Origin of the sequence: Kocuria sabuli (genome assembly GCF_040981185.1) — a bacterium.
GTDB classification, from domain to species: Bacteria; Actinomycetota; Actinomycetes; order Actinomycetales; family Micrococcaceae; genus Kocuria; species Kocuria sabuli.
In genome coordinates this window covers 41,491-59,220 of the sequence record NZ_JAVHZE010000017.1, presented here as the reverse complement: position 1 = coordinate 59,220, position 17,730 = coordinate 41,491, and the positions used below count along the sequence as shown (strand labels likewise).

Annotated in this window: 17 protein-coding genes and 1 tRNA gene; 10 read left to right on the top strand and 8 right to left on the bottom strand. The window is 73.1% G+C overall.

Translation table 11 applies throughout. From position 1 onward, the window contains the following. Nucleotides 1-34 precede the first annotated feature (34 nt). Both RE027_RS14625 and RE027_RS14620 read right to left on the bottom strand, forming a co-directional pair. Nucleotides 35-2,281, bottom strand: coding sequence for a catalase (locus RE027_RS14625; RefSeq protein ID WP_368809007.1), 2,247 nt, complete (start codon nt 2,279-2,281; stop codon nt 35-37). A 244-nt stretch (nt 2,282-2,525) separates the two neighbouring features. Then, the gene (locus RE027_RS14620; protein ID WP_368809006.1) at nt 2,526-3,404 is read right to left on the bottom strand and encodes a YsnF/AvaK domain-containing protein; all 879 of its coding nucleotides are present in this window, start codon (nt 3,402-3,404) and stop codon (nt 2,526-2,528) included. A 145-nt stretch (nt 3,405-3,549) separates the two neighbouring features. Between RE027_RS14620 and RE027_RS14615 the strand changes: the two genes are divergently transcribed. Genes RE027_RS14615 through RE027_RS14605 form a run of 3 tightly spaced genes read left to right on the top strand, consistent with a single transcriptional unit; the run spans nt 3,550 to nt 5,495 of the window. After that, nucleotides 3,550-3,813 carry a PLDc N-terminal domain-containing protein gene (locus RE027_RS14615; protein WP_368809005.1) on the top strand — a complete coding sequence of 88 codons (264 nt, stop codon included), beginning with the start codon at nt 3,550-3,552 and terminating at the stop codon, nt 3,811-3,813. 45 nt (nt 3,814-3,858) lie between these two features. Beyond that, on the top strand, nt 3,859-4,542 hold the full coding sequence (locus tag RE027_RS14610; protein WP_368809004.1) for a tetratricopeptide repeat protein: 684 nt from the start codon (nt 3,859-3,861) through the stop codon (nt 4,540-4,542). After that, nucleotides 4,539-5,495 carry an aldo/keto reductase gene (locus RE027_RS14605; protein WP_368809003.1) on the top strand — a complete coding sequence of 319 codons (957 nt, stop codon included), beginning with the start codon at nt 4,539-4,541 and terminating at the stop codon, nt 5,493-5,495. The genes RE027_RS14610 and RE027_RS14605 overlap by 4 nt, the downstream gene beginning before the upstream one ends. Before the next feature lie 54 nt (nt 5,496-5,549). Here the strand turns inward: RE027_RS14605 and RE027_RS14600 are convergent, their stop codons facing one another. Then, the gene (locus RE027_RS14600; protein ID WP_368809002.1) at nt 5,550-6,023 is read right to left on the bottom strand and encodes an acyl-CoA thioesterase; all 474 of its coding nucleotides are present in this window, start codon (nt 6,021-6,023) and stop codon (nt 5,550-5,552) included. A gap of 197 nt (nt 6,024-6,220) precedes the next feature. Here RE027_RS14600 and RE027_RS14595 point away from each other — a divergent pair, with 197 nt between their 5' ends. Further along, nucleotides 6,221-6,850: a YdcF family protein gene (locus RE027_RS14595; RefSeq protein ID WP_368809001.1), complete on the top strand. Its 630-nt coding sequence runs from the start codon at nt 6,221-6,223 to the stop codon at nt 6,848-6,850. 22 nt (nt 6,851-6,872) lie between these two features. Here the strand turns inward: RE027_RS14595 and RE027_RS14590 are convergent, their stop codons facing one another. Then, nucleotides 6,873-7,124 carry a hypothetical protein gene (locus RE027_RS14590; protein WP_368809000.1) on the bottom strand — a complete coding sequence of 84 codons (252 nt, stop codon included), beginning with the start codon at nt 7,122-7,124 and terminating at the stop codon, nt 6,873-6,875. 45 nt (nt 7,125-7,169) lie between these two features. Here RE027_RS14590 and RE027_RS14585 point away from each other — a divergent pair, with 45 nt between their 5' ends. After that, complete coding sequence (locus RE027_RS14585) at nt 7,170-7,457, top strand: hypothetical protein (RefSeq protein WP_368808999.1); 288 nt, start codon at nt 7,170-7,172, stop codon at nt 7,455-7,457. A gap of 16 nt (nt 7,458-7,473) precedes the next feature. Here RE027_RS14585 and RE027_RS14580 read toward each other — a convergent pair whose 3' ends face one another. Next, the gene (locus RE027_RS14580) at nt 7,474-8,232 is read right to left on the bottom strand and encodes an alpha/beta fold hydrolase (RefSeq protein WP_368808998.1); all 759 of its coding nucleotides are present in this window, start codon (nt 8,230-8,232) and stop codon (nt 7,474-7,476) included. A gap of 182 nt (nt 8,233-8,414) precedes the next feature. On the opposite strand from RE027_RS14580, the gene RE027_RS14575 reads away from it, so the two are divergent. Further along, entirely contained in the window at nt 8,415-9,197 is a 783-nt protein-coding gene (locus RE027_RS14575; protein WP_368808997.1) for a metal-dependent hydrolase, read from the top strand. Nucleotides 9,198-9,201: 4 nt separating this feature from the next. Here the strand turns inward: RE027_RS14575 and RE027_RS14570 are convergent, their stop codons facing one another. Then, nucleotides 9,202-10,059 (bottom strand): formate/nitrite transporter family protein, encoded by an 858-nt coding sequence (locus RE027_RS14570; RefSeq protein ID WP_368808996.1) that lies wholly within the window; start codon nt 10,057-10,059, stop codon nt 9,202-9,204. A gap of 147 nt (nt 10,060-10,206) precedes the next feature. Here RE027_RS14570 and RE027_RS14565 point away from each other — a divergent pair. Next, a tRNA-Leu gene (locus tag RE027_RS14565) sits at nt 10,207-10,290 on the top strand. 93 nt (nt 10,291-10,383) lie between these two features. Here the strand turns inward: RE027_RS14565 and RE027_RS14560 are convergent. Together RE027_RS14560 and RE027_RS14555 are read right to left on the bottom strand one after the other, a co-directional pair. Then, nucleotides 10,384-11,571, bottom strand: a complete 1,188-nt coding sequence (locus tag RE027_RS14560) for a M14 family zinc carboxypeptidase (protein ID WP_368808995.1) — start codon at nt 11,569-11,571, stop codon at nt 10,384-10,386. A gap of 228 nt (nt 11,572-11,799) precedes the next feature. Beyond that, nucleotides 11,800-12,996, bottom strand: coding sequence for a glycoside hydrolase family 26 protein (locus tag RE027_RS14555; RefSeq protein ID WP_368808994.1), 1,197 nt, complete (start codon nt 12,994-12,996; stop codon nt 11,800-11,802). A 143-nt stretch (nt 12,997-13,139) separates the two neighbouring features. On the opposite strand from RE027_RS14555, the gene RE027_RS14550 reads away from it, so the two are divergent. From RE027_RS14550 to serA, 3 genes are all read left to right on the top strand, one after another. Continuing rightward, a complete protein-coding gene (locus tag RE027_RS14550) occupies nt 13,140-13,772 on the top strand; it encodes a TetR family transcriptional regulator (protein ID WP_368808993.1) in 633 nt (210 codons plus the stop codon). A gap of 82 nt (nt 13,773-13,854) precedes the next feature. After that, nucleotides 13,855-16,419, top strand: coding sequence for an MMPL family transporter (locus RE027_RS14545; RefSeq protein WP_368808992.1), 2,565 nt, complete (start codon nt 13,855-13,857; stop codon nt 16,417-16,419). Between the two features lie 74 nt (nt 16,420-16,493). Further along, entirely contained in the window at nt 16,494-17,690 is a 1,197-nt protein-coding gene (serA, locus tag RE027_RS14540) for a phosphoglycerate dehydrogenase (RefSeq protein WP_368808991.1), read from the top strand. Nucleotides 17,691-17,730: the final 40 nt, after the last annotated feature.

Genomic DNA, 17,730 nt, shown 5'->3' with positions numbered 1-17,730 from the left:
GGGCGGGGTCCTGCGCGCCGGTGCGGCGCCGGGCTCAGAACCGCCCGGAGGCCGGGAACCGCTCCCAGGCCCGGTGGCTCTTCATGAGCGTGACCACCTGCTCCACCACGGCGGCGGAGTCCTTGCCGGCGACCACGCCGGGCGCGCCCTCGGGCAGGCCCGCCGCGGCGAGCACCTGGCCCTTGGCGCCCCAGGTGCCGATGGCCTTGGCCTGGCGGAACACCTCGCCGAGCAGCAGGTGCACGCGCGGGTCCACGCCGCCGCTGGTGACGGCTCCGGCCTTCGCGTCGAGGCCCTGCTGGGCGTCCGGGGCCGGTGGGACGGCACCGGCCACGAGCACCGAGTCGAACTCGACGGAGCGCGCCGTGAGGTAGGTGCGCTGCGCCACGACGTTCCCGCTGCTGCCGACCGGTCCCCCGTGCGGGGCGACGACCAGCGGGACCATCCCCGCGGCGTCGACCGCCTCCACCACGGCCAGGAGGTCGGCCTCGTCCGGGTCGGGCCCGACCACGATGCCGACCTGCCGGCCGTCGAGCGGCCACTGCCCGCCCACCTGGGACAGGGCCGGGCTGGGCTTGATCTTCCCGTGCTTGACGGTCGGCCTCGGCGCCGGCAGGCCCAGTCCCTGGGCGACCACGGCGCACAGCTTCTCGTCGATGTTGGCGAGGGCCTGCAGCTGGCGCTCCTTGACCGACTGCTCCCAGCACTTGCCGAGCTCGAAGGTGTAGGCCTGCGCGATGTGCTCCTTCTCGACGTCGCTCATCGACAGCCAGAACAGCCGGGTCTGGCTGTAGTGGTCCTCGAAGCTCACGGGGTTCCCGCGCTCCTTGACCGACTCCGCGACCGGGGCCGGGTGGTCGATGAAGGGGCGGGCCGGCTCGTCGGCGGGGAAGGGGTTGTTCCCGTCCATCGAGTTCGGGTGGTAGGGCGCGACCCCGCTGTGCACGGCGGTCTGGTGCATCCCGTCCCGGAGCATGTCGTTGACGGGGGCGTGCGGGCGGTTGATCGGCAGCTGCGTCCAGTTGGGCCCGCCCAGCCGGCTGAGCTGGGTGTCCAGGTAGGAGAACAGCCGGCCCTGCAGCAGCGGGTCGTTGGTGACGTCGATGCCGCGGACCAGGTTGTTGGGGTTGAAGGCGACCTGCTCGGTCTCGGCGAAGTAGTTCGACGGGTTGCGGTCGAGCGTCATCAGCCCCACCGGCTCGACGGGGGCGAGCTCCTCCGGGACGATCTTGGTGGGGTCGAGCAGGTCGATGCCCTGGAACATCTGCTCCTCGTTGTCCTCGAAGACCTGCACGCCGAGCTCCCACTCGGGGTGGGCCCCGGCCTCGATGGCGTCGGCGAGATCGCGGCGGTGGACGTCGGGGTCCATGCCCATCGCGATCTGCGCCTCCTCCCACAGCACGGAGTGCACGCCCAGCTTGGGCTTCCAGTGGAACTTCACGAGCACGCTGCCGCCGTCGTCGTCCAGGAGCCGGAACGTGTGGACGCCGAAGCCCTCCATCGTCCGGTAGGAGCGCGGGATCGCACGGTCGGACATGTTCCAGATCGTGTGGTGCTGCGCCTCGGTGTGCAGCGAGACGAAGTCCCAGAAGGTGTCGTGGGCCGACTGGGCCTGCGGGATCTCCCGGTCCGGGTGCGGCTTGCCCGCGTGGATGACGTCCGGGAACTTGATCGCGTCCTGGATGAAGAACACGGGGATGTTGTTGCCCACGAGGTCCCAGGTGCCCTCGGAGGTGTAGAACTTCGTGGCGAAGCCGCGGGTGTCCCGGGCGAGGTCGGCGGAGCCGCGGGAGCCGAGGACGGTGGAGAAGCGCACGAAGACGGGCGTCTCCACGTCCTTGCCGAACACCGCGGCGGAGGAGATCCTGCTCGCGGTGCCGTAGGAGCGGAACACGCCGTGGGCGCCGGCGCCGCGGGCGTGGACCACCCGCTCCGGGATGCGCTCGTGGTCGAAGTGGCTGATCTTCTCGCGGAAGTGGTGGTCCTGCAGGAGCACGGGCCCGCGCCGGCCGGCCTTCAGCGAGTGGTCCGTGTCGGCGCGCCGGGCACCGTGGGCGGTGGTCAGGTACTCCCCGCCCTGGGCGTTGAGGGTCGGGTCCGTCCCGGTGTCCCGCCCGGTGGGAGTGACCGGCGCCGGTGTGCCCTGGTCGGGCTTCGGCGGCAGCGGCGGACGGGGCTCGGTGGGCTCCTCGACCGGAGCGGTCTCGCTGCCGGGGACCCCCGGGGGCAGGGGCGCCTGCTCGCCCGCCCGCTGCCTCATCCTGTTCAGCCTCTTGCGCATGTGGTCCTCCGGGTCGTCGAAATGCGGTCGGCACCGGCCTGTCCCGGCCCGCACGGACCGGAACGACCAGCTCGCTGACCATTGATTCACTCCCGTGATGCGTGGCACAAGCCCTCAGCCGGGCCTCCGCCCTGGGTGAACAGGCGACGGCGGCCGGAGGGAGCCATCTCCCGGCGGCGCGACGGACCCCCTCGAGCGCGGGGTCGAGGGAGTCCGTGGAGGTCGAGCGGACCCGTCGGGGGTCTCAGTCCTCCTCGACGTCGATCCGCTCCTGGCGCACCGTCTCCTCGATCACCTCGGTGCGCTCGGTGCGGCGCACCGCCAGGCGCACCCGCTCGTAAGGCACGCGCACGGTCCGCACCACGGGCACCTCGCGGTAGAGGATGACCTCGTCCTCGCCCACCGGCAGCTCCCGGCCGGCGAGGAAGGCCTCGCGCTCCTCCTCGGTGATCGGGGTGCGGACCTCCTCGACGTCCTCGGAGGCGAGGGTCTGCTCGGCGCGCACCGGTTCCTCGACCACGTACTTGCGCAGCCGCAGCCGCCCGGACTCGACCCGCTCCGTGCCGACCCGCAGCCGCTCCTCGTGCCGGATCACGGCGCCGCCGTCCTCGCCGGCCCCGTGGCGCACGGGCCGGTCGGCGGCCCCCGGACCGGCCGCCTCCTGGTCGAAGGCCCGTCCGAGGCCGGAGGCCTGCTCCTGGTCGAAGGTCCGCTCCCGGTCGTCGGCGGACCGGTCGTGCCGCTCGTCCGCGACGCCCTCCCGGGCGCGTCCGGCCGTGGCGTCGGCGCCCTCGAGGGGCTCCCCGGTCCGGCGCACGTTCGTGCCGTCGTCGTCCCCGGCGTCGTCGCCGTGCCGAAGGGCGTCGTCGTCCCCGGCGTCGATGTTGTAGGCGGGCGCCCCGCCGCGCGGGTCGCGCGTGTCGGTGGGCCCGGAGGTCGCGCGGCCGCCGACGTCGCGGCCCTCCCGCCCGTAGGCGTTGTGGTCCCACAGCTCGGTCGACGAGCTGGGGGCGTGGCGCTCCACGCCCATGTCGTCCACGTCGCGCGGCCGGTCGGCGCGCGGCCCGGCGGACTCCGGGCGGGCAGATTCCTGGTCGTACGGGCGGTCGTCGGAGGTGGACATCGTGAACTCTCCTCAGGGTTGCTGTGGTGGTCGGATTTTATCAGCGTGCTGAGTGGTGCTGCAGCCCACTCTACGGGGGACCGGCTCGGGACACGCCTCGGCGCCCGCCCTTGTCCGTCCGCCCCCGCGGTGCCAGTATCGGAGCATGAGCACCTGGACCGCCCTCGCGGCCGGCGGCGCCGAGGCCGTGCGGACGGGGGCGTGGGAGAGCGGCGCGACGGCGGCCGGCGCGGTCGTCGTCGTGCTGATGGTCGCCGCGTCCGCCTCCCTGCTGCGCACCCCGGCCCAGGACCCGGTCCTGCGGCTGCTCTGGCTGCTCGTGATCCTCGCGTTCCCCGTGGCCGGCGCCGGCCTGTGGTTCGTACTGGGCCGCCGCGCGCCGGGCGCCCACGACGCGCACCCCGCGTAGTCGCCTCCGTCCCCCGCGGAGGACCCGGCCGAGAAAGGAACCCGCATGAGCTACTCCCAGGACGGGCACGGGTTCTTCACCCGGGCCATCGACGCCGAGGACCGCGGGCGGCTCGACGAGGCCGAGACCGCCTACCAGCAGGCCATCGTGCTCTTCGAGGAGGCGGGCGACTCCCTGCAGGAGCAGGCCGCCTGCCACTACAACCTGGGCCACCTGTACCTGACGATGAACCGGCCGGACCGGGCCCTCACCGCCTACGAGGAGGCCCTGCGGCTCTTCCACCGCATCCCCGGCAGCGGCAAGCACAAGGCCCGCACGCACCTGATCCTGGGCAGCCTGCTGCTGGAGCTGGAGCGCGGCCACGACGCCGAGGAGCACCTGCTGGACGCGCTGGGGCAGTACCTCGACACCCCCCACGACGCCCACGACCAGGCACAGTGCCACGTCAACCTCGGCCGGGTCTACGAGCTCGGCGAGCGCCGCACCCAGGCCATCACCGCGTACAACCGGGCCCTGGACTTCTACCAGGAGACCGAGGCCACCACCGCGGACCAGGCGGAGTGCTTCACCGCCCTGGGGCGGCTGTACGAGCACGCGGGCCGGATGAAGGAGTCCGGGTCGGCCTACGCGGCGGCGGCCCGGCTGCGCTGGGCCGCCGAGCAGCAGCGCGTGGAGAGCGCGGATCCCGCCCGGGACGCCGGTGTCCCCGAGGGCGAGGACCGCCCGTGAGCTCGCCCCTGATCTACGGCTGCATGACCATCGGCGGTTCGTGGGACGACGCCCCGCCGGACGCCGGGACCGTCGACCGCGCCCGCACGGCGGTGCACACCGCCCTCGACGCCGGCATCACCGACTTCGACCACGCCGACATCTACGCCAACGGGAAGTCCGAGACGGTCTTCGGGGAGCTGCTCGCGGAGGACCCGCGGCTCGCGGGCCGGGTCCGCCTCCAGACCAAGTGCGGCGTCCGCCTGCCCGGCAACACCGCCGCCTCCGGCGCCCCGGTCCACTACCGGCTGGACCGGGACACGATCCGGGCCGGGCTGGAGGGCTCCCTGCGCCGGCTCCGCGTGGACTCGGTGGAGCGGCTCATGCTGCACCGCCCGGATCCGCTCGCCGACCCGCACGAGGTCGCGGAGATCCTGGACGAGCTGCGCAAGGAGGGGCTCATCCGCTCCGTGGGCCTGTCCAACATGTCCACGCTCCAGGTCGCCCACTACCAGCAGCTGCTGGCCACGCCCGTCACGGCCCTGCAGCTGGAGCTGAGCCTGCGGCACCGCGGCTTCGTGGAGCAGCAGATCCTCGCCAACCACCCCGAGGGCGCCCAGCACTCGTTCCCCGAGGGGGTCCTGGAGTACTGCACGGCCAACGGCATCGAGGTGCAGGCCTGGGGCGCCCTGGCCCGGGGACTGTACACCGGCGCGCCGATCCCGCCGGAGGACCAGCACGCCGCCGCCACGGCGGAGACGGTCCGGCGGGTCGCCGACGCGCACGGGGTGTCCGGGGAGGCCGTGGTGCTCGCGTGGCTGATGCGCCACCCGGGCGGCATCCGCCCGGTGCTGGGCACCACCGACCCGCGCCGGATCGCCGCGTGCGCCGAGGCTGCGGCCCTGGCGCCCCGGCTCGGCCACGAGGACTGGTACGCCCTGCTCACCGCCGCGCGCGGCGCCCCGGTGCCCTGAACCCCGCCCGGCGGTGAGCAGCCGGCGGAAGGGCCCGGCGGCCTGCCGGACCGGTCAGCGGAAGAGCGGCGGACCGGCGTAGGGCGCGAGCACCTCCTGCTGCTCCGGGGTGATGCGCAGGACCGTCCCGGTGGCGGGCACGAAGAACGCCAGCTGGGTCTCGGCCCGCACGCACGCCCGGCGGGTCACCACATCCGTGATCTCGAAGCCCAGCGTGAGCGCCCCGCCGCGGGCCGAGACGACCCACACGCGGACCTCCACCGGGGTGTTGCGGTACTCGAGGGCCCGCAGGTACTTGATCCGGTTCTCCGTGATCAGCGCCTGGGTGCCCCCGGGCAGCGCGGAGAAGAAGGGGATCAGCGGGGGATCCACCTGGTCCCCGGTGCCCACGGGCACCCCGAGCGCCGCGATCCGCGCCTCCTCGAGCAGGCGCACGACCTCGACGTTGTTCACGTGCCCGTACGGGTCCATGTCGCCCCAGCGCATGGGCACCCGGCACAGCACCCCGGTCTCTTCCTCCACCGTCATGCGGTCCGTCCTCCTCGGTCGTCGGGCCCGGTCTCCGGCGGCAGGACGGGCATCGGCCGCCGCCCCGCGGGCGTCCCCATCGTAGGCCCGCGCCGCGCGGGGACCGACCCCACCCGGGCCGGTGCAACGGCCCGGGTGCGAGAATGGGCGCGGACCACGGGTCCTCCCGAGGAGCAGGACGAGCAAGGAGCGGCGCCATGACCGGAACCACCCGCACCGGGCTCCGGGCACGGTGGGCGGCGTGGAGCGCCGCCTCGGTGGTCGCCCTCGGCGTGGTCTGGCTGCTCGTCGGCTGGATCGTGTTCCAGCACCCCCGCACGGAGCAGCCGGCCCGCTCGGACGCCCTGCTCGTGCTCGGCCCGCCGGACCGGACCCGCATGGCCGAGGCGCTGCGGCTCATGGACGCCGGGCTGGCACCGGTGCTCGTCGTCGCCACCCCCGGCACCGGGGACCTCGGCGACGACCCGGGAGAGGCCCACTACACGCGCGCCGAACAGACCTGCGCGGCGGACCCGGGCTACGAGGTGATCTGCTTCCGGCCGGACCCGTCCACCACCCAGGGCGAGGCCGTGCGGCTGCGGGAGCTCGGCGAGCAGCGGGGGTGGGAGCACGTCAGCGTGCTCACCTACCGCCAGCACGTCGCCCGCTCCCGGCTGCTCCTGACGCGCTGCTACGCCGGTGAGCTGGACGTGCTCGCCTTCGACTACCCGTCCGTGCCGAGGGGGCTGCTGCGGGAGTTCGCCTACCAGTCCGGCGGCTTCGTCAAGGCCTGGCTCACCCCGGGCTGCGACCAGCAGCTGCCGTGGCGGCCGAAGTCCCTGGACTGAGCCCGCGCCGCGGCCGGGGCGCTCAGCCGCCGCGGTCGGCGAGGTCCCGGATCCACTCGACGGAGCGGCGGTCGCTCTCGGTCGAGACGGTGTGGGCGTCGTCGCGCCCGGAGAGGACGTCCGCGGCGGAGGTCCTCGGCGCCCCCGGGCGGTGCGGTCCGCCGGACGCGGCGATCCCGGCGATCCAGGGCTCGGTCTCCGCACCGCGGTGCGCGTCCGCGGCCATGCGCGCCCGGGCGGCGGCGACGGTGATGGGGTCCACGGGGTCGGTCATGCCCCCAGTCTTCCGCTGCCGCCGCGCCGGGGGAAGACTCGTGCCATGACCGACCTGCAGTGTCCCGCGACGGCCGTCCTGCTCGACGACGGGGCCCCGGACCCGCCATGGCTGGACCGGCTGCGCGTGGCCGATCGGTTCACGGGCTCCGGGCCCGGCGAGCTGGTCCGGCTGGTCGAGGACACGGCCGACCTGTTCCGCGGGGAGACGTTCGTGGTCGCGGCCCCGGCCGCGGACGTCGTCTCGGCGCTGCGGCGGCGCGGCGTGGGGGGCGGTGTCCCCGTCGTCGTCGAGGTGGACTCCGCCGGCTGGCGGCGGGTGCCCGCGCCCTGATCCGGGAGCACGTCGGTCAGGAGGACCGCTCCAGCTCGTCGGCCAGCCAGCCGTGGACGATGCCCGCGAAGGTGTGCGGGTCGGTGAGCACCCCCATGTGCGCGGTGTCCGTGACGATCCGGGTGACGTGGCGCTCCTGCGGGTCGAGGGCGTCGATCGCGGGGTCGTCGTCCCCCTGGACGAGCAGCACCGGCAGCTCGGAGTGCTCGAGCAGCAGGGGCGTGCGGTCGGGCCGGTCCCGCATGGCCTCCAGCGCCCGGACCACCGCGTCCTCCGGCCAGTCCTGCGCCTGCCGGATCGCGGCCTCGACGTCCTCGGCGCGGGCGTCCTCCCGGAACGTCCTGGGCATCTGCCGGCGCGCGTAGGCCGCGACGCCCTTCTCCCGCACGGCGGAGACGCCCTTGTCCCGGCCCGCGCGAGCTGCCTCGTCGTCGGGCTCGGTGGTGCTGTAGGCCAGGACCGCGTGGCTGATCCGCCGGGCGTGGCGCTCCAGGGCCGCCGCCAGCACGTAGCCGCCGAGCGAGTGCCCCACCCACACGCAGCGCTCGATCCCCTCGGCGTCGAGCACCTCGCACACCAGGTCCGCGTACGCCCCGAGGTCCACGGCGCCCTCCGGGAGCTCCCCGCCGCCGACCCCCGGCAGGTCCACCGTGAGGACGTCGTGGAAGGCCTCGAGCAGAGGACGCGCCCGGTCCCACAGCTGCTGGGTGCAGAGCAGCCCGGGGAGCAGCAGCACGGTGGGCGCCCCCGTGCCGGAGCGGGTGGATCGGAGCACGGCGCTGTCCTTCCTCGGGCGGGGTCCTGGCCGTCAGCCTACGGACGGGGTGGGTGCCGTGCCACCGGGGACGCCCGCCACGAGGCCGCTGCGCCGCGCTGTCCGTCCCGGGCCCTAGTGTTTCCGCTGGTGGGGTCGGCCCGGCCCCACCGCACCGGAGATCCGAGGAGGACGTCTTTTCCATGATGGGACCGAGCCACGCGGCCTGCGGGGCGGCCGCGTGGGTGGCGCTGACCGCCGACTACCAGCTGCACCTGCAGGACCTCAGCATTCCGATCGGATGGGGGCTCCTCGACGTCGGCGACGCCGGGGTCCTCACCGGCGCCCTCGTCACCGCGGGCGCGGCCCTGCTGCCGGACCTGGACCACCCGGGCGGGACCGTGGCGCGGTCCCTGCCGCCCCTGTCCACGTGGCTGGCCCGCGGGGTCTGCCGGATCTCGGGCGGGCACCGGCGGGGCACCCACTCGCTGCTGGGGGTGGCGGCGTTCACCGGCCTCGCGGCGACCGCGCAGCGGATCGGCGTCCCGGCCGGGGACCTCGGCCGGGTCTGGCCGCTGGCGGCGGTCATGTCCGTGCTGCTCATCGCCTTCGCCGTGCAGGTGCTCGCCTTCCTGCCGGAGCGGGTGGCGAAGCTCAACTGGGTCGTGGGGATCGGGCTCGGCGTCGTCGTGGGCCTGCACCCGCCCGCCCACGAGTGGTGGTTCGCCGCGGCGGTGGGCACGGGTGTGGTCGCCCACCTGGCCGGGGACCTGGTGACCACGCGCGGGATCCACCTGCTCTATCCCCTGCGGGCGCCCCTGCCCCTGCCGCGCGCCCTGTACCGGAACAGGTCCTTCCTGACGGTCCCGCTGCTCGGCAACGCGGGCTCGGTCACGGAGATCGTGGTGCTCGCCCCGATCACCGTCTTCGCGCTGACGGGCCTGTGGGGCGCGTTCGCCCTGACCACCGGGCTGGCGGTCGCCTGACCCCTCAGACCACCCGCCCGTCGTCGGCGTGCCGGCTCTCCTGCGCCGCGCGCTCCTTCTTGATCAGCTCGAGGGTGCGGACCAGCCGCGGCAGGGTGATGATGAGGAGCCCGCCCGCCATGTTCAGCGGGATGACCCACAGCATCCACACGAGCCAGTCCGTGTAGGAGATGGCCGCGCCCGCGTGCATCGCACCGAAGATGATGGCCGAGTTCAGCGCTCCGTGCAGCATGCCCAGCCCGACCACCAGCAGGCCGTCGAAGACGGCGATGACGGCGTGCACCACCTCGTTGCTCGACCCCTGGCTCATCCGCGTCCCGAGCGTGATGGTGCTGCCGGCCAGCAGCGCCAGGGCGGCCGACTCCACCGTCAGCCCGCCCTCCATGTACTTGGTCGCCGACTCCTCCAGGACGTCGTGGAACTGCGGGAACCCCGCCACCACGAACCAGGTGAACAGCCATCCGCCCAGGAGGTTGGTCAGCAGGGTCACCACCCAGAACCGTGCCAGCTGCAACCAGGTGCTGTGCCGGGAGACGACGGCGTAGATGGGCACCAGGAAGTTCTCCGTGAACAGCTCCGAGTGGGCGAGCTGGAGGGCGAGCAGACCGAAGCCGAACGCCGCGCCGGCCAGCAGGTCCGACCCGGTGGCCTCCTTGACCGCCAGGAAGGCGAGGATGCCCACGCCCACGTCGATGCCGCCGAAGAGTCCCGTGATGGTCAGGGCCCGCCACGTGCGGCTCAGTCGTTCCGCGCCCTCGGTGACGGTGTTCTCGAACCCTTCGACCAGTTCGTCCTCGAGCGGCTCGTCCGTCCGGCCCAGCTCCTTGCGCTTCTCCTCGAGATTCTCGCTGTCGGGTTCCATCCGTGCCCCCTGTGTGACGTCGTCGGTCCCGGTCCGGGATGCGGCAAGCTTACTGATGGACCCGCGCGGCGCCGATTCGCCTTTCCGCACCGAGTGTGGGTAACATTGTCGTCGTTGCTCACGGCGGTCCACCGCCGGGTTCGACGAGCGCGAGTGGCGGAATAGGCAGACGCGCACGGTTCAGGTCCGTGTGCCCGAAAGGGCGTGGGGGTTCAACTCCCCCCTCGCGCACCGCACAGGAGAAAGAGCGGGACATCCGACGGGTGTCCCGCTCTTTCTCGTTCCCGCCCCGTCGGCGCCCGGGCAGGGCGCCGGCGACCGGGCTCAGCCGACCGGGATCACGCCGGCGTAGTCGGTCTGGTAGCCGGTGACCGGTGCGTGCGGGATCTCGTCCCACCGCTCCGGGTCCTCCTGCTGGACCTCCCCCGTGGCCAGGCCGAGCAGCAGCTCCTTCATGGCGAGCACGTTCTGCTGCACGCTGCGGCCCCGGGCCTTCTGGCCGAGACTGCCGTCGGAGGTGTTGCCGGAGGTCTCGAAGAACACCACCGGGTGGGAGTGGCCCTCGGGGTTCAGCCCGTCGTGGTCCAGGCCGAGCATCATCGCGGAGACGACACCGCCCTTGATGTCGATCTCCTGGCTGCCGCCCACCTGGTAGCGGTCCATGTTGACGTAGCCGTACTTCGAGAGCTCGTCGTAGACGTGCACGTGCATCTGGCGGGTGAGCCTGTCGTAGGCGCCGTCCTCGAGCCCCGGCAGGGTCGGTCCGCCGGGGGCGAGCGAGATGCCGAGGGAGAGGGTGACGTCGTCGCCGGTCCCGTACTCCTTCTTCAGGCCCTGGTGGTGGATGTCGACGCCCCAGGCCGGGTCGACGGTCGTCCAGTACTCGTAGAACGCACGGGACTCGTCGGCCGCGAAGCCCTCGGCCGTCCAGTCGCGGTTGAGGTCGATGCGCTGGGGCGCACCGCCCTCCGGCCCGCCGGAGACCTGGTCCCACAGGACGGTGTGCCGGATGTTGGCCTCGGCGCCGTCCGGGTTGTACATCGGGATGACGTGGAAGGTGAACTTCTCGCGCAGCAGCTCGTACTCGGCGGAGCCGTTGGTGCCGAGATCCTTGAGCAGGCTCAGCAGGGAGTCGGTGCCGTAGGGCTCGTTGCCGTGGATGCGGCCCTGGAGCCACACGTGCTCCTCCCCGGAGCCGACGGTCGCGACCCACAGGTCCCGGCCCTGCTCGGAGGTGGACACCTCCATGCCGGCCTCCGCCAGGGTGAAGGCGTCCACGCCGTAGCGGCTGGTCCGCTCGAGCTTCTGCAGCTCCCGCACCACGTCGTCGGAGGTGAGGATGCTCGAGATGCTGGTCCGCCCCTCCGTGGAGGGGAAGCTGACGTCCGCGGCGGCGGGGGCGGCGGCGCCGAGGGGAAGGGCGACGGCGAGCACCGCCGCCGCGAGCCGGCGCCGGTGTCGCGGGCGGTCCGAGGAGCGGGGGGTCGTGGGGTCACGGTGCTGTGGGATCACGTGCAGGTCCTCCGGAGGGGGGTGAACGGTGCTGCCGGTGCGGCCCTGTGGTGGGCGGCGCCGGAGCGGGGGTGCTCGTGATGCTAATCACGAATGCACACACGCGTCACGACCCGGGGCGCAACACCGGAAATACTGCTCAGTAGGGCAGCCCCCGCGCACGGATCGTCCACGGACGGAGCACCCGCACGGGGCGTGGCCGACCGCGGCAACCGCCCGCCGGGGCTCTCAGCAGCCGCCCTCCGGGGCGAAGTGCAGCCACTCCGGCAGGGCCCGGACGAACTCCGTCCGCACGGTGTCGTCGGTGGTGGTGGTCCAGTCCACGCGGCCGTCGACCTCCACCTCGTGCTTGTCCCACTCGAACCAGTTGATCATCTTCAGCTGCGGGAACCGCTCCGGCAGTGCGGGGTCGAACACCTGGTCCCACCACGAGCGCTTGACCTCGAGCTCGTCCACCCCGCCCCCGTCCGGCACCCACAGCGCAGCCGTCTCCGGGATCGCCACGGGCTTGCCGTGCTCCTCCCCGTAGGTCGCGTAGAAGTCGGGGACCCCGGTGTCGTCACCGCCGGATCCGTCGTAGACGCCCGTGAGCTGGTCGGCGAACTTGTCCGGCTCGGAGAGCTCGTTCTCGCCCCAGGGGTGCGCCGAGCCCCAGTGGTACAGGGACATCCCGACCCAGTCGACGGCGTCGTCACCGGGATAGTAGGGGGCGTAGGAGTCGTCGGCCATGCTCAGGGCGCCGTCCCCGTCGGTGTCCAGCGCCGCGAAGTCGGCGCTGCCCGGCTCCGCCTCGTACTGCCCGCCGGAGAACGGGTAGCCACCGCCGTAGTTGGGCGCCCACATCATGGCCGAGCCCGGGGCGTGCTCGTGCACCGCGTCGGCCACCCTGCGGAAGGTCTGCACGTAGGCGGTCGGCTGCTGGCCCCACGCGTACCAGGAGCCGTTCATCTCGTGGGCGAAGCGCACGACCACCGGCACCCCGGTCTCGTTGATCTCGTGCAGGTCCGCCGCCAGGGTCCGTGCCGCCTCGTCGGTGACGGCGCCCAGCCCCTCCTCGGGCTCGAGGGTGAGCAGCATCGTCCGCCCGCTGGCACGGATCTGCTCGGCGGCCTGCAGCAGGTAGTCGTGACCGCGTGAGTCGTAGGGGAAGCCGGTGAAGGAGACGCTCACCGCCGCCCGGTGCCCGAGGTCCTGCGCGTAGTCCGCCAGGGACCGGCTCCCCAGGTCGAGGTTCACGCCGAACAGCGCGCCGTCCGCAGGCACCAGCTCGTCCCGGGGGACGGCGGCGCACCGTGGCGAGGAGCCGGACGCCGCCGCGGCGACCTGCTCGGCGGCCCTCTTGTCGGAGAGGCCGTCGGCGACGCCGATGCCTCCGATGGCCAGGGCGGCGACTGCGACGAGCGCGACCAGACGGAACTCCTTCATGCGACCAGCGTATTTGCATTTGCATCATTTTGGCGCTTCGCAGGACCGAGGCGCGGGCGTGTCCCCGGCCGCCCTCCGGACGGTGCGCCGAACGGTCGGCCAAGAAATTGCACGGAGTGCAACGTTGCACTTAGTGTCATCAAGTGCTCGAATCAGACGACCGCCGGCGCCAGGTCAAGTCCGCCAACCGCCGCGCCATCCTGGACGCCGCCGCCGCCCTCGCCGAGGAGCGGGGCCTCGGCCACTTCACCGTCAAGGACCTCGCCGAGCGCGCCGGCGTCTCGCGGCGGACGATCTTCAACCACTTCGCCTCCGTCGACGACGCCGTCTACGCCCGGCTCAGCGAGCTGCTGGGGGTCGTCGTCGACGACTTCGTCGAGATCGCCGACGCCACCCCTCTCCCCGCGACCCCGAGCACGGGGGCGGTCTTCGAGCAGCTGGCGGACGTGATCGAGCGGACCGCGCTGGTCCGGTCCCTGTCCCACATCGCCCGGCTGGTGGGCACCAGCGAGGACCACCCCGCCACGGTGCTGTGGCGCCACGAGGTGCTGCAGAGCGTCACGGCCCGTCTGACGGCCGAGGTCACCCGGCGCAACCCGCAGTCCGATCCGTTCACCGTGGCCCTGCTGGCCGGCTCCCTGATCAACGCGATGATCGTCACCTTCGAGCAGTGGGAGAGGGAGACGGGCGCGGCCGACACACCCGGCAGCCGGCGCGTCTGGCAACGACTGCTGCGCACGGCGGTCGAGCACCTGCGGCACGGCTTCGCCGGCTGAGCGGCCCCGCCGCCCCCACACGTTTTCCGTTCCCGTTCCTTCCCCCCGGGCCCGACCCGGGATCGACCGACAGAGAAGAGCCATGGCCCAACTCCTGTACCGACTCGGGCGCCTCGCCGCCCGCCGCGCCTGGGCCGTGATCGCGGCCTGGACGACCGTCCTCGTCGTCGCCGGCGGCGCCTTCGCCGTGGCCGGCGGCGAGCTGACCAGCGCGATCACGATCCCCGGCACCGAGACCCAGCGCCTGTCCGACCGACTCCAGAGCGAGCTGCCCGATGCCGGGCACGGCACCGGGCGCATCGTGTTCCGGACGGAGAGCGGAGAGCCGTTCACCCCGGAGCAGCGCGAGCAGATCGACGAGGCGCTGACGGCGGCCGGCGACTCCGCCGGGGTCGACCGCGTGCTCAACCCGTTCACCGCCCAGGAGGAGCGCGAGGAGCAGGAGCAGCAGCTCGCCGACGGCCGCGAGCAGCTGGCCGACGGCCGTGCCCAGCTCGAGGACGGGCGCGCGCAGCTGGAGGACGCCGAGTCCGCCCTCGAGGAGAACCAGGACGAGCTCGACGCCGCCCGCGAGCGGGCGGAGCGGGCGAACGCCCCGGACCCGGTGCTCGACGAGCTCGACGAGCGCCAGGAGGCCCTCGACGACGCGCGCGCGGAGCTGGAGCGCAACCGGGCGCAGCTCGGGACCGGTGCGGACGAGCTCGAGGCCCGTGCCCCGGAGGTGGACCGCGGCGAGCGGCTGCTGGCGCTGGCCGAGGAGACCCGCACGGTCTCCGCGGACGGGACCGCGGCGATGGCCGTGGTGACCTTCACCGCGGAGCAGCAGGCGGTCACCGCCGAGGACAAGGAGGCGCTGCAGGCCGCCGTGGGCGGGGTGACGATCGACGGCGTGCAGGTCGGGTACTCCGTCGAGATCGCCCAGGACATCTCCCAGCTGTTCGGCCCCGCCGAAGTGATCGGCGTCGTGATCGCGGCCGTGGTGCTGCTGGTGATGCTCGGCACGCTGGTCGCGGCGGGCCTGCCCATCCTCATGGCGCTGGTCGGGGTGGGGGTCGGCGCCCTGGCGACACTGTCCTTCTCCGGGGTCGTGCAGATGACCTCGGTGACCCCCATGCTCGGGCTCATGCTGGGCCTGGCCGTGGGCATCGACTACTCGCTGTTCATCCTCAACCGCCACCGTCAGCAGTTGCTGCGGGGCGTGCCGCTGCACGAGTCGATCGGGCTGGCCACCGGCACCTCCGGCAACGCGGTGGTCTTCGCCGGGCTGACCGTCATCATCGCCCTGGCCGCCCTGAACGTCACCGGCATCGGGTTCCTGGGCATGATGGGCACCGCGGCGGCGGTGTGCGTGGCCGTGGCCGTGCTCATCGCCGTCACCCTCACCCCGGCCCTGCTGTCCCTGACCGGCCCGCGGCTGCTCTCGGCCCGGGCCCGGGAGCGGTCCGCCCGCACCCCGGCACACCGCGGCGAGCGCCGCGAGGGCGTGGCCACCCGCCACCCGGTCCTGACCCTGGTGGCCGGGGTGGCGGCCCTCGCGCTCATCGCCCTGCCGGCCGCCTCGATGCGCCTGGGCCTGCCGGACGCCTCCTCGGAGCCGGCCGGCTCCACCCAGTACCAGGCCTACCGGATCATCGACGAGGAGTTCGGGGCCGGCGCCAACGGGCCCGTCCTGGTGGTCGCGGACCTGCCCGAGGGCACCGACGGGACCGGGGCCGCCGATCTGCAGGTGGCCGTCGGCGAGGAGCTGATGGCCCGCGAGGACGTCGTCTCGGTCGTTCCGGCGGGGCTCTCCGAGGACCGGCGGACCGCGGTCTTCCAGGTCACCCCCACCGACGGCCCTGCGGCCGAGTCCACCGAGAACCTTGTCGACGACCTGCGGGCCCTCTCCCCCGCCCTGGAGGACGAGTACGGCGTCGGCATCGGCGTCACCGGGCTGACCGGCGGCAACATCGACGTGTCCCAGAAGCTCGCCGACGCCCTGCCCCTGTACCTCGCGGTGGTGCTGGGCCTGTCCCTGGTGCTGATGGTGCTGGTGTTCCGCTCGATCCTGGTCCCGCTGATCGCCACCGGCGGGTTCATGCTCTCGCTCTTCGCGGCCTTCGGAGCGGTGGTGGCCATCTACCAGTGGGGCTGGCTGGGCGCCGTGTTCGGCGTCCACGACCCGGGACCCGTGCTCAGCTTCCTGCCCACGCTGCTGGTGGGTGTGCTGTTCGGGCTGGCCATGGACTACCAGCTGTTCCTCGTCTCCGGGATGCGGGAGGCCTACGTCCACGGGCACCCGGCCCGCGCCGCCGTGCGCGAGGGCCTGAACGCGGGCCGGGCCGTGGTCACGGCCGCGGCGATCATCATGATCTCGGTGTTCACCGGCTTCGTGTTCTCCCACATGGCCATGGTCCGGCCCCTCGGCTTCGGGCTCGCCTTCGGGGTGCTCGTCGACGCGTTCGTGGTGCGGATGACCCTGGTCCCCGCGGCCATGCACCTGCTCGGGGACCGGGCGTGGTGGCTCCCCGGCTGGCTGGACCGGGTTCTGCCCGACGTCGACGTCGAGGGCCAGTCCCTCGAGCGCTCGCACGGGACGGCACCGGAGGAGCCCGCACCGGCCGGGGCGCCCGCGGAGGAGGCCCGGGAGCCCGCCATCGTGCGGTGACGTGCACCACACCCGGTGCGGAGGTCGCGGAGCGCGTCGTCGTCCTCCGCACCGGAGCCATAGACTGGACCACTGTGAAAGCACTTCTGCTGGAGAACGTCCACCCCGAGGCCGAACGCATCCTCACCGAGAAGGGCATCGAGGTCGAGACCCGCAAGGGAGCCCTCGACACCGGAGAGCTCATCGACGCCCTCGGCGGCGTCGAGCTGCTCGGGATCCGGTCGAAGACCCACGTGACCCGGGAGGTGTTCGACGCCCACCCGCAGCTGCTGTCCGTGGGCGCGTTCTGCATCGGCACCAACCAGATCGACCTGGCGGCCGCCACGGAGCACGCTGTGGCCTGCTTCAACGCCCCGTACTCCAACACCCGGTCCGTGGTGGAGCTGGCGATCGCCGAGATCATCTCGATGGCCCGGCACCTGACCGACAAGAACAAGGCCATGCACGAGGGTGTGTGGGACAAGTCCGCCAAGGGCGCCCACGAGGTCCGCGGCCGCACCCTCGGCATCGTGGGCTACGGCAACATCGGCTCCCAGCTGTCCGTGCTCGCCGAGACGCTCGGCATGCGCGTGTACTACTACGACATCGTGGACCGTCTGCCGCTGGGCAACGCCCAGCGCTGCGACACCCTCGAGGAGCTGCTGGAGCGGGTCGAGACCGTCTCGCTGCACGTGGACGGGCGGGCCGGCAACGACAGCCTCTTCGGCCGGGAGCAGTTCGAGCGGATGCGCCCCCGGTCCCTGTTCCTCAACCTGTGCCGCGGCATGGTGGTGGACTACAACGCCCTGCGCGACGCCCTCGTCAGCGGGCACATCGCCGGGGCGTCCGTGGACGTCTTCCCGAACGAGCCCAAGGTCGCCGGCGACCCGTTCAGCTCGGTGCTGCAGGGCCTGCCCAATGTGATCCTCACCCCGCACATCGGCGGCTCCACGCAGGAGGCCCAGGTGGACATCGGCCGGTTCGTGGCCGGGAAGCTCTCGTCCTTCGTGACCTCGGGCTCCACGACCCTGTCGGTGAACATGCCGCAGGTCCAGCTCGACAACGCCGTCAACGGCACCCGCATGCTCCACCTGCACCGCAACGTGCCGGGCGTGCTCGCGACCGTCAACAGCGTCCTGGGCGACCACGGGATCAACATCGACCGCCAGCAGCTGTCCACCCACGGGGACACCGGCTACCTCGTCACGGACGCCGCCAACGGCGTGACCCGCGAGGTCATCGAGCAGATCCTGGGCCTGCCGGAGACCATCCGCCTGAGCACCATCAACTGAGACCCGCCCGCACCTGCCTCCGTCCCATGACGGAGGCAGG

Coding starts and splice junctions, on each gene's coding strand:
- RE027_RS14625 (WP_368809007.1), bottom strand. CDS start 2,281: ATGCGCAAGAGGCTGAACAGGATGAGGCAGCGGGCGGGCGAGCAGGCG.
- RE027_RS14620 (WP_368809006.1), bottom strand. CDS start 3,404: ATGTCCACCTCCGACGACCGCCCGTACGACCAGGAATCTGCCCGCCCG.
- RE027_RS14615 (WP_368809005.1), top strand. CDS start 3,550: ATGAGCACCTGGACCGCCCTCGCGGCCGGCGGCGCCGAGGCCGTGCGG.
- RE027_RS14610 (WP_368809004.1), top strand. CDS start 3,859: ATGAGCTACTCCCAGGACGGGCACGGGTTCTTCACCCGGGCCATCGAC.
- RE027_RS14600 (WP_368809002.1), bottom strand. CDS start 6,023: ATGACGGTGGAGGAAGAGACCGGGGTGCTGTGCCGGGTGCCCATGCGC.
- RE027_RS14595 (WP_368809001.1), top strand. CDS start 6,221: ATGACCGGAACCACCCGCACCGGGCTCCGGGCACGGTGGGCGGCGTGG.
- RE027_RS14590 (WP_368809000.1), bottom strand. CDS start 7,124: ATGACCGACCCCGTGGACCCCATCACCGTCGCCGCCGCCCGGGCGCGC.
- RE027_RS14585 (WP_368808999.1), top strand. CDS start 7,170: ATGACCGACCTGCAGTGTCCCGCGACGGCCGTCCTGCTCGACGACGGG.
- RE027_RS14575 (WP_368808997.1), top strand. CDS start 8,415: ATGATGGGACCGAGCCACGCGGCCTGCGGGGCGGCCGCGTGGGTGGCG.
- RE027_RS14570 (WP_368808996.1), bottom strand. CDS start 10,059: ATGGAACCCGACAGCGAGAATCTCGAGGAGAAGCGCAAGGAGCTGGGC.
- RE027_RS14555 (WP_368808994.1), bottom strand. CDS start 12,996: ATGAAGGAGTTCCGTCTGGTCGCGCTCGTCGCAGTCGCCGCCCTGGCC.
- RE027_RS14545 (WP_368808992.1), top strand. CDS start 13,855: ATGGCCCAACTCCTGTACCGACTCGGGCGCCTCGCCGCCCGCCGCGCC.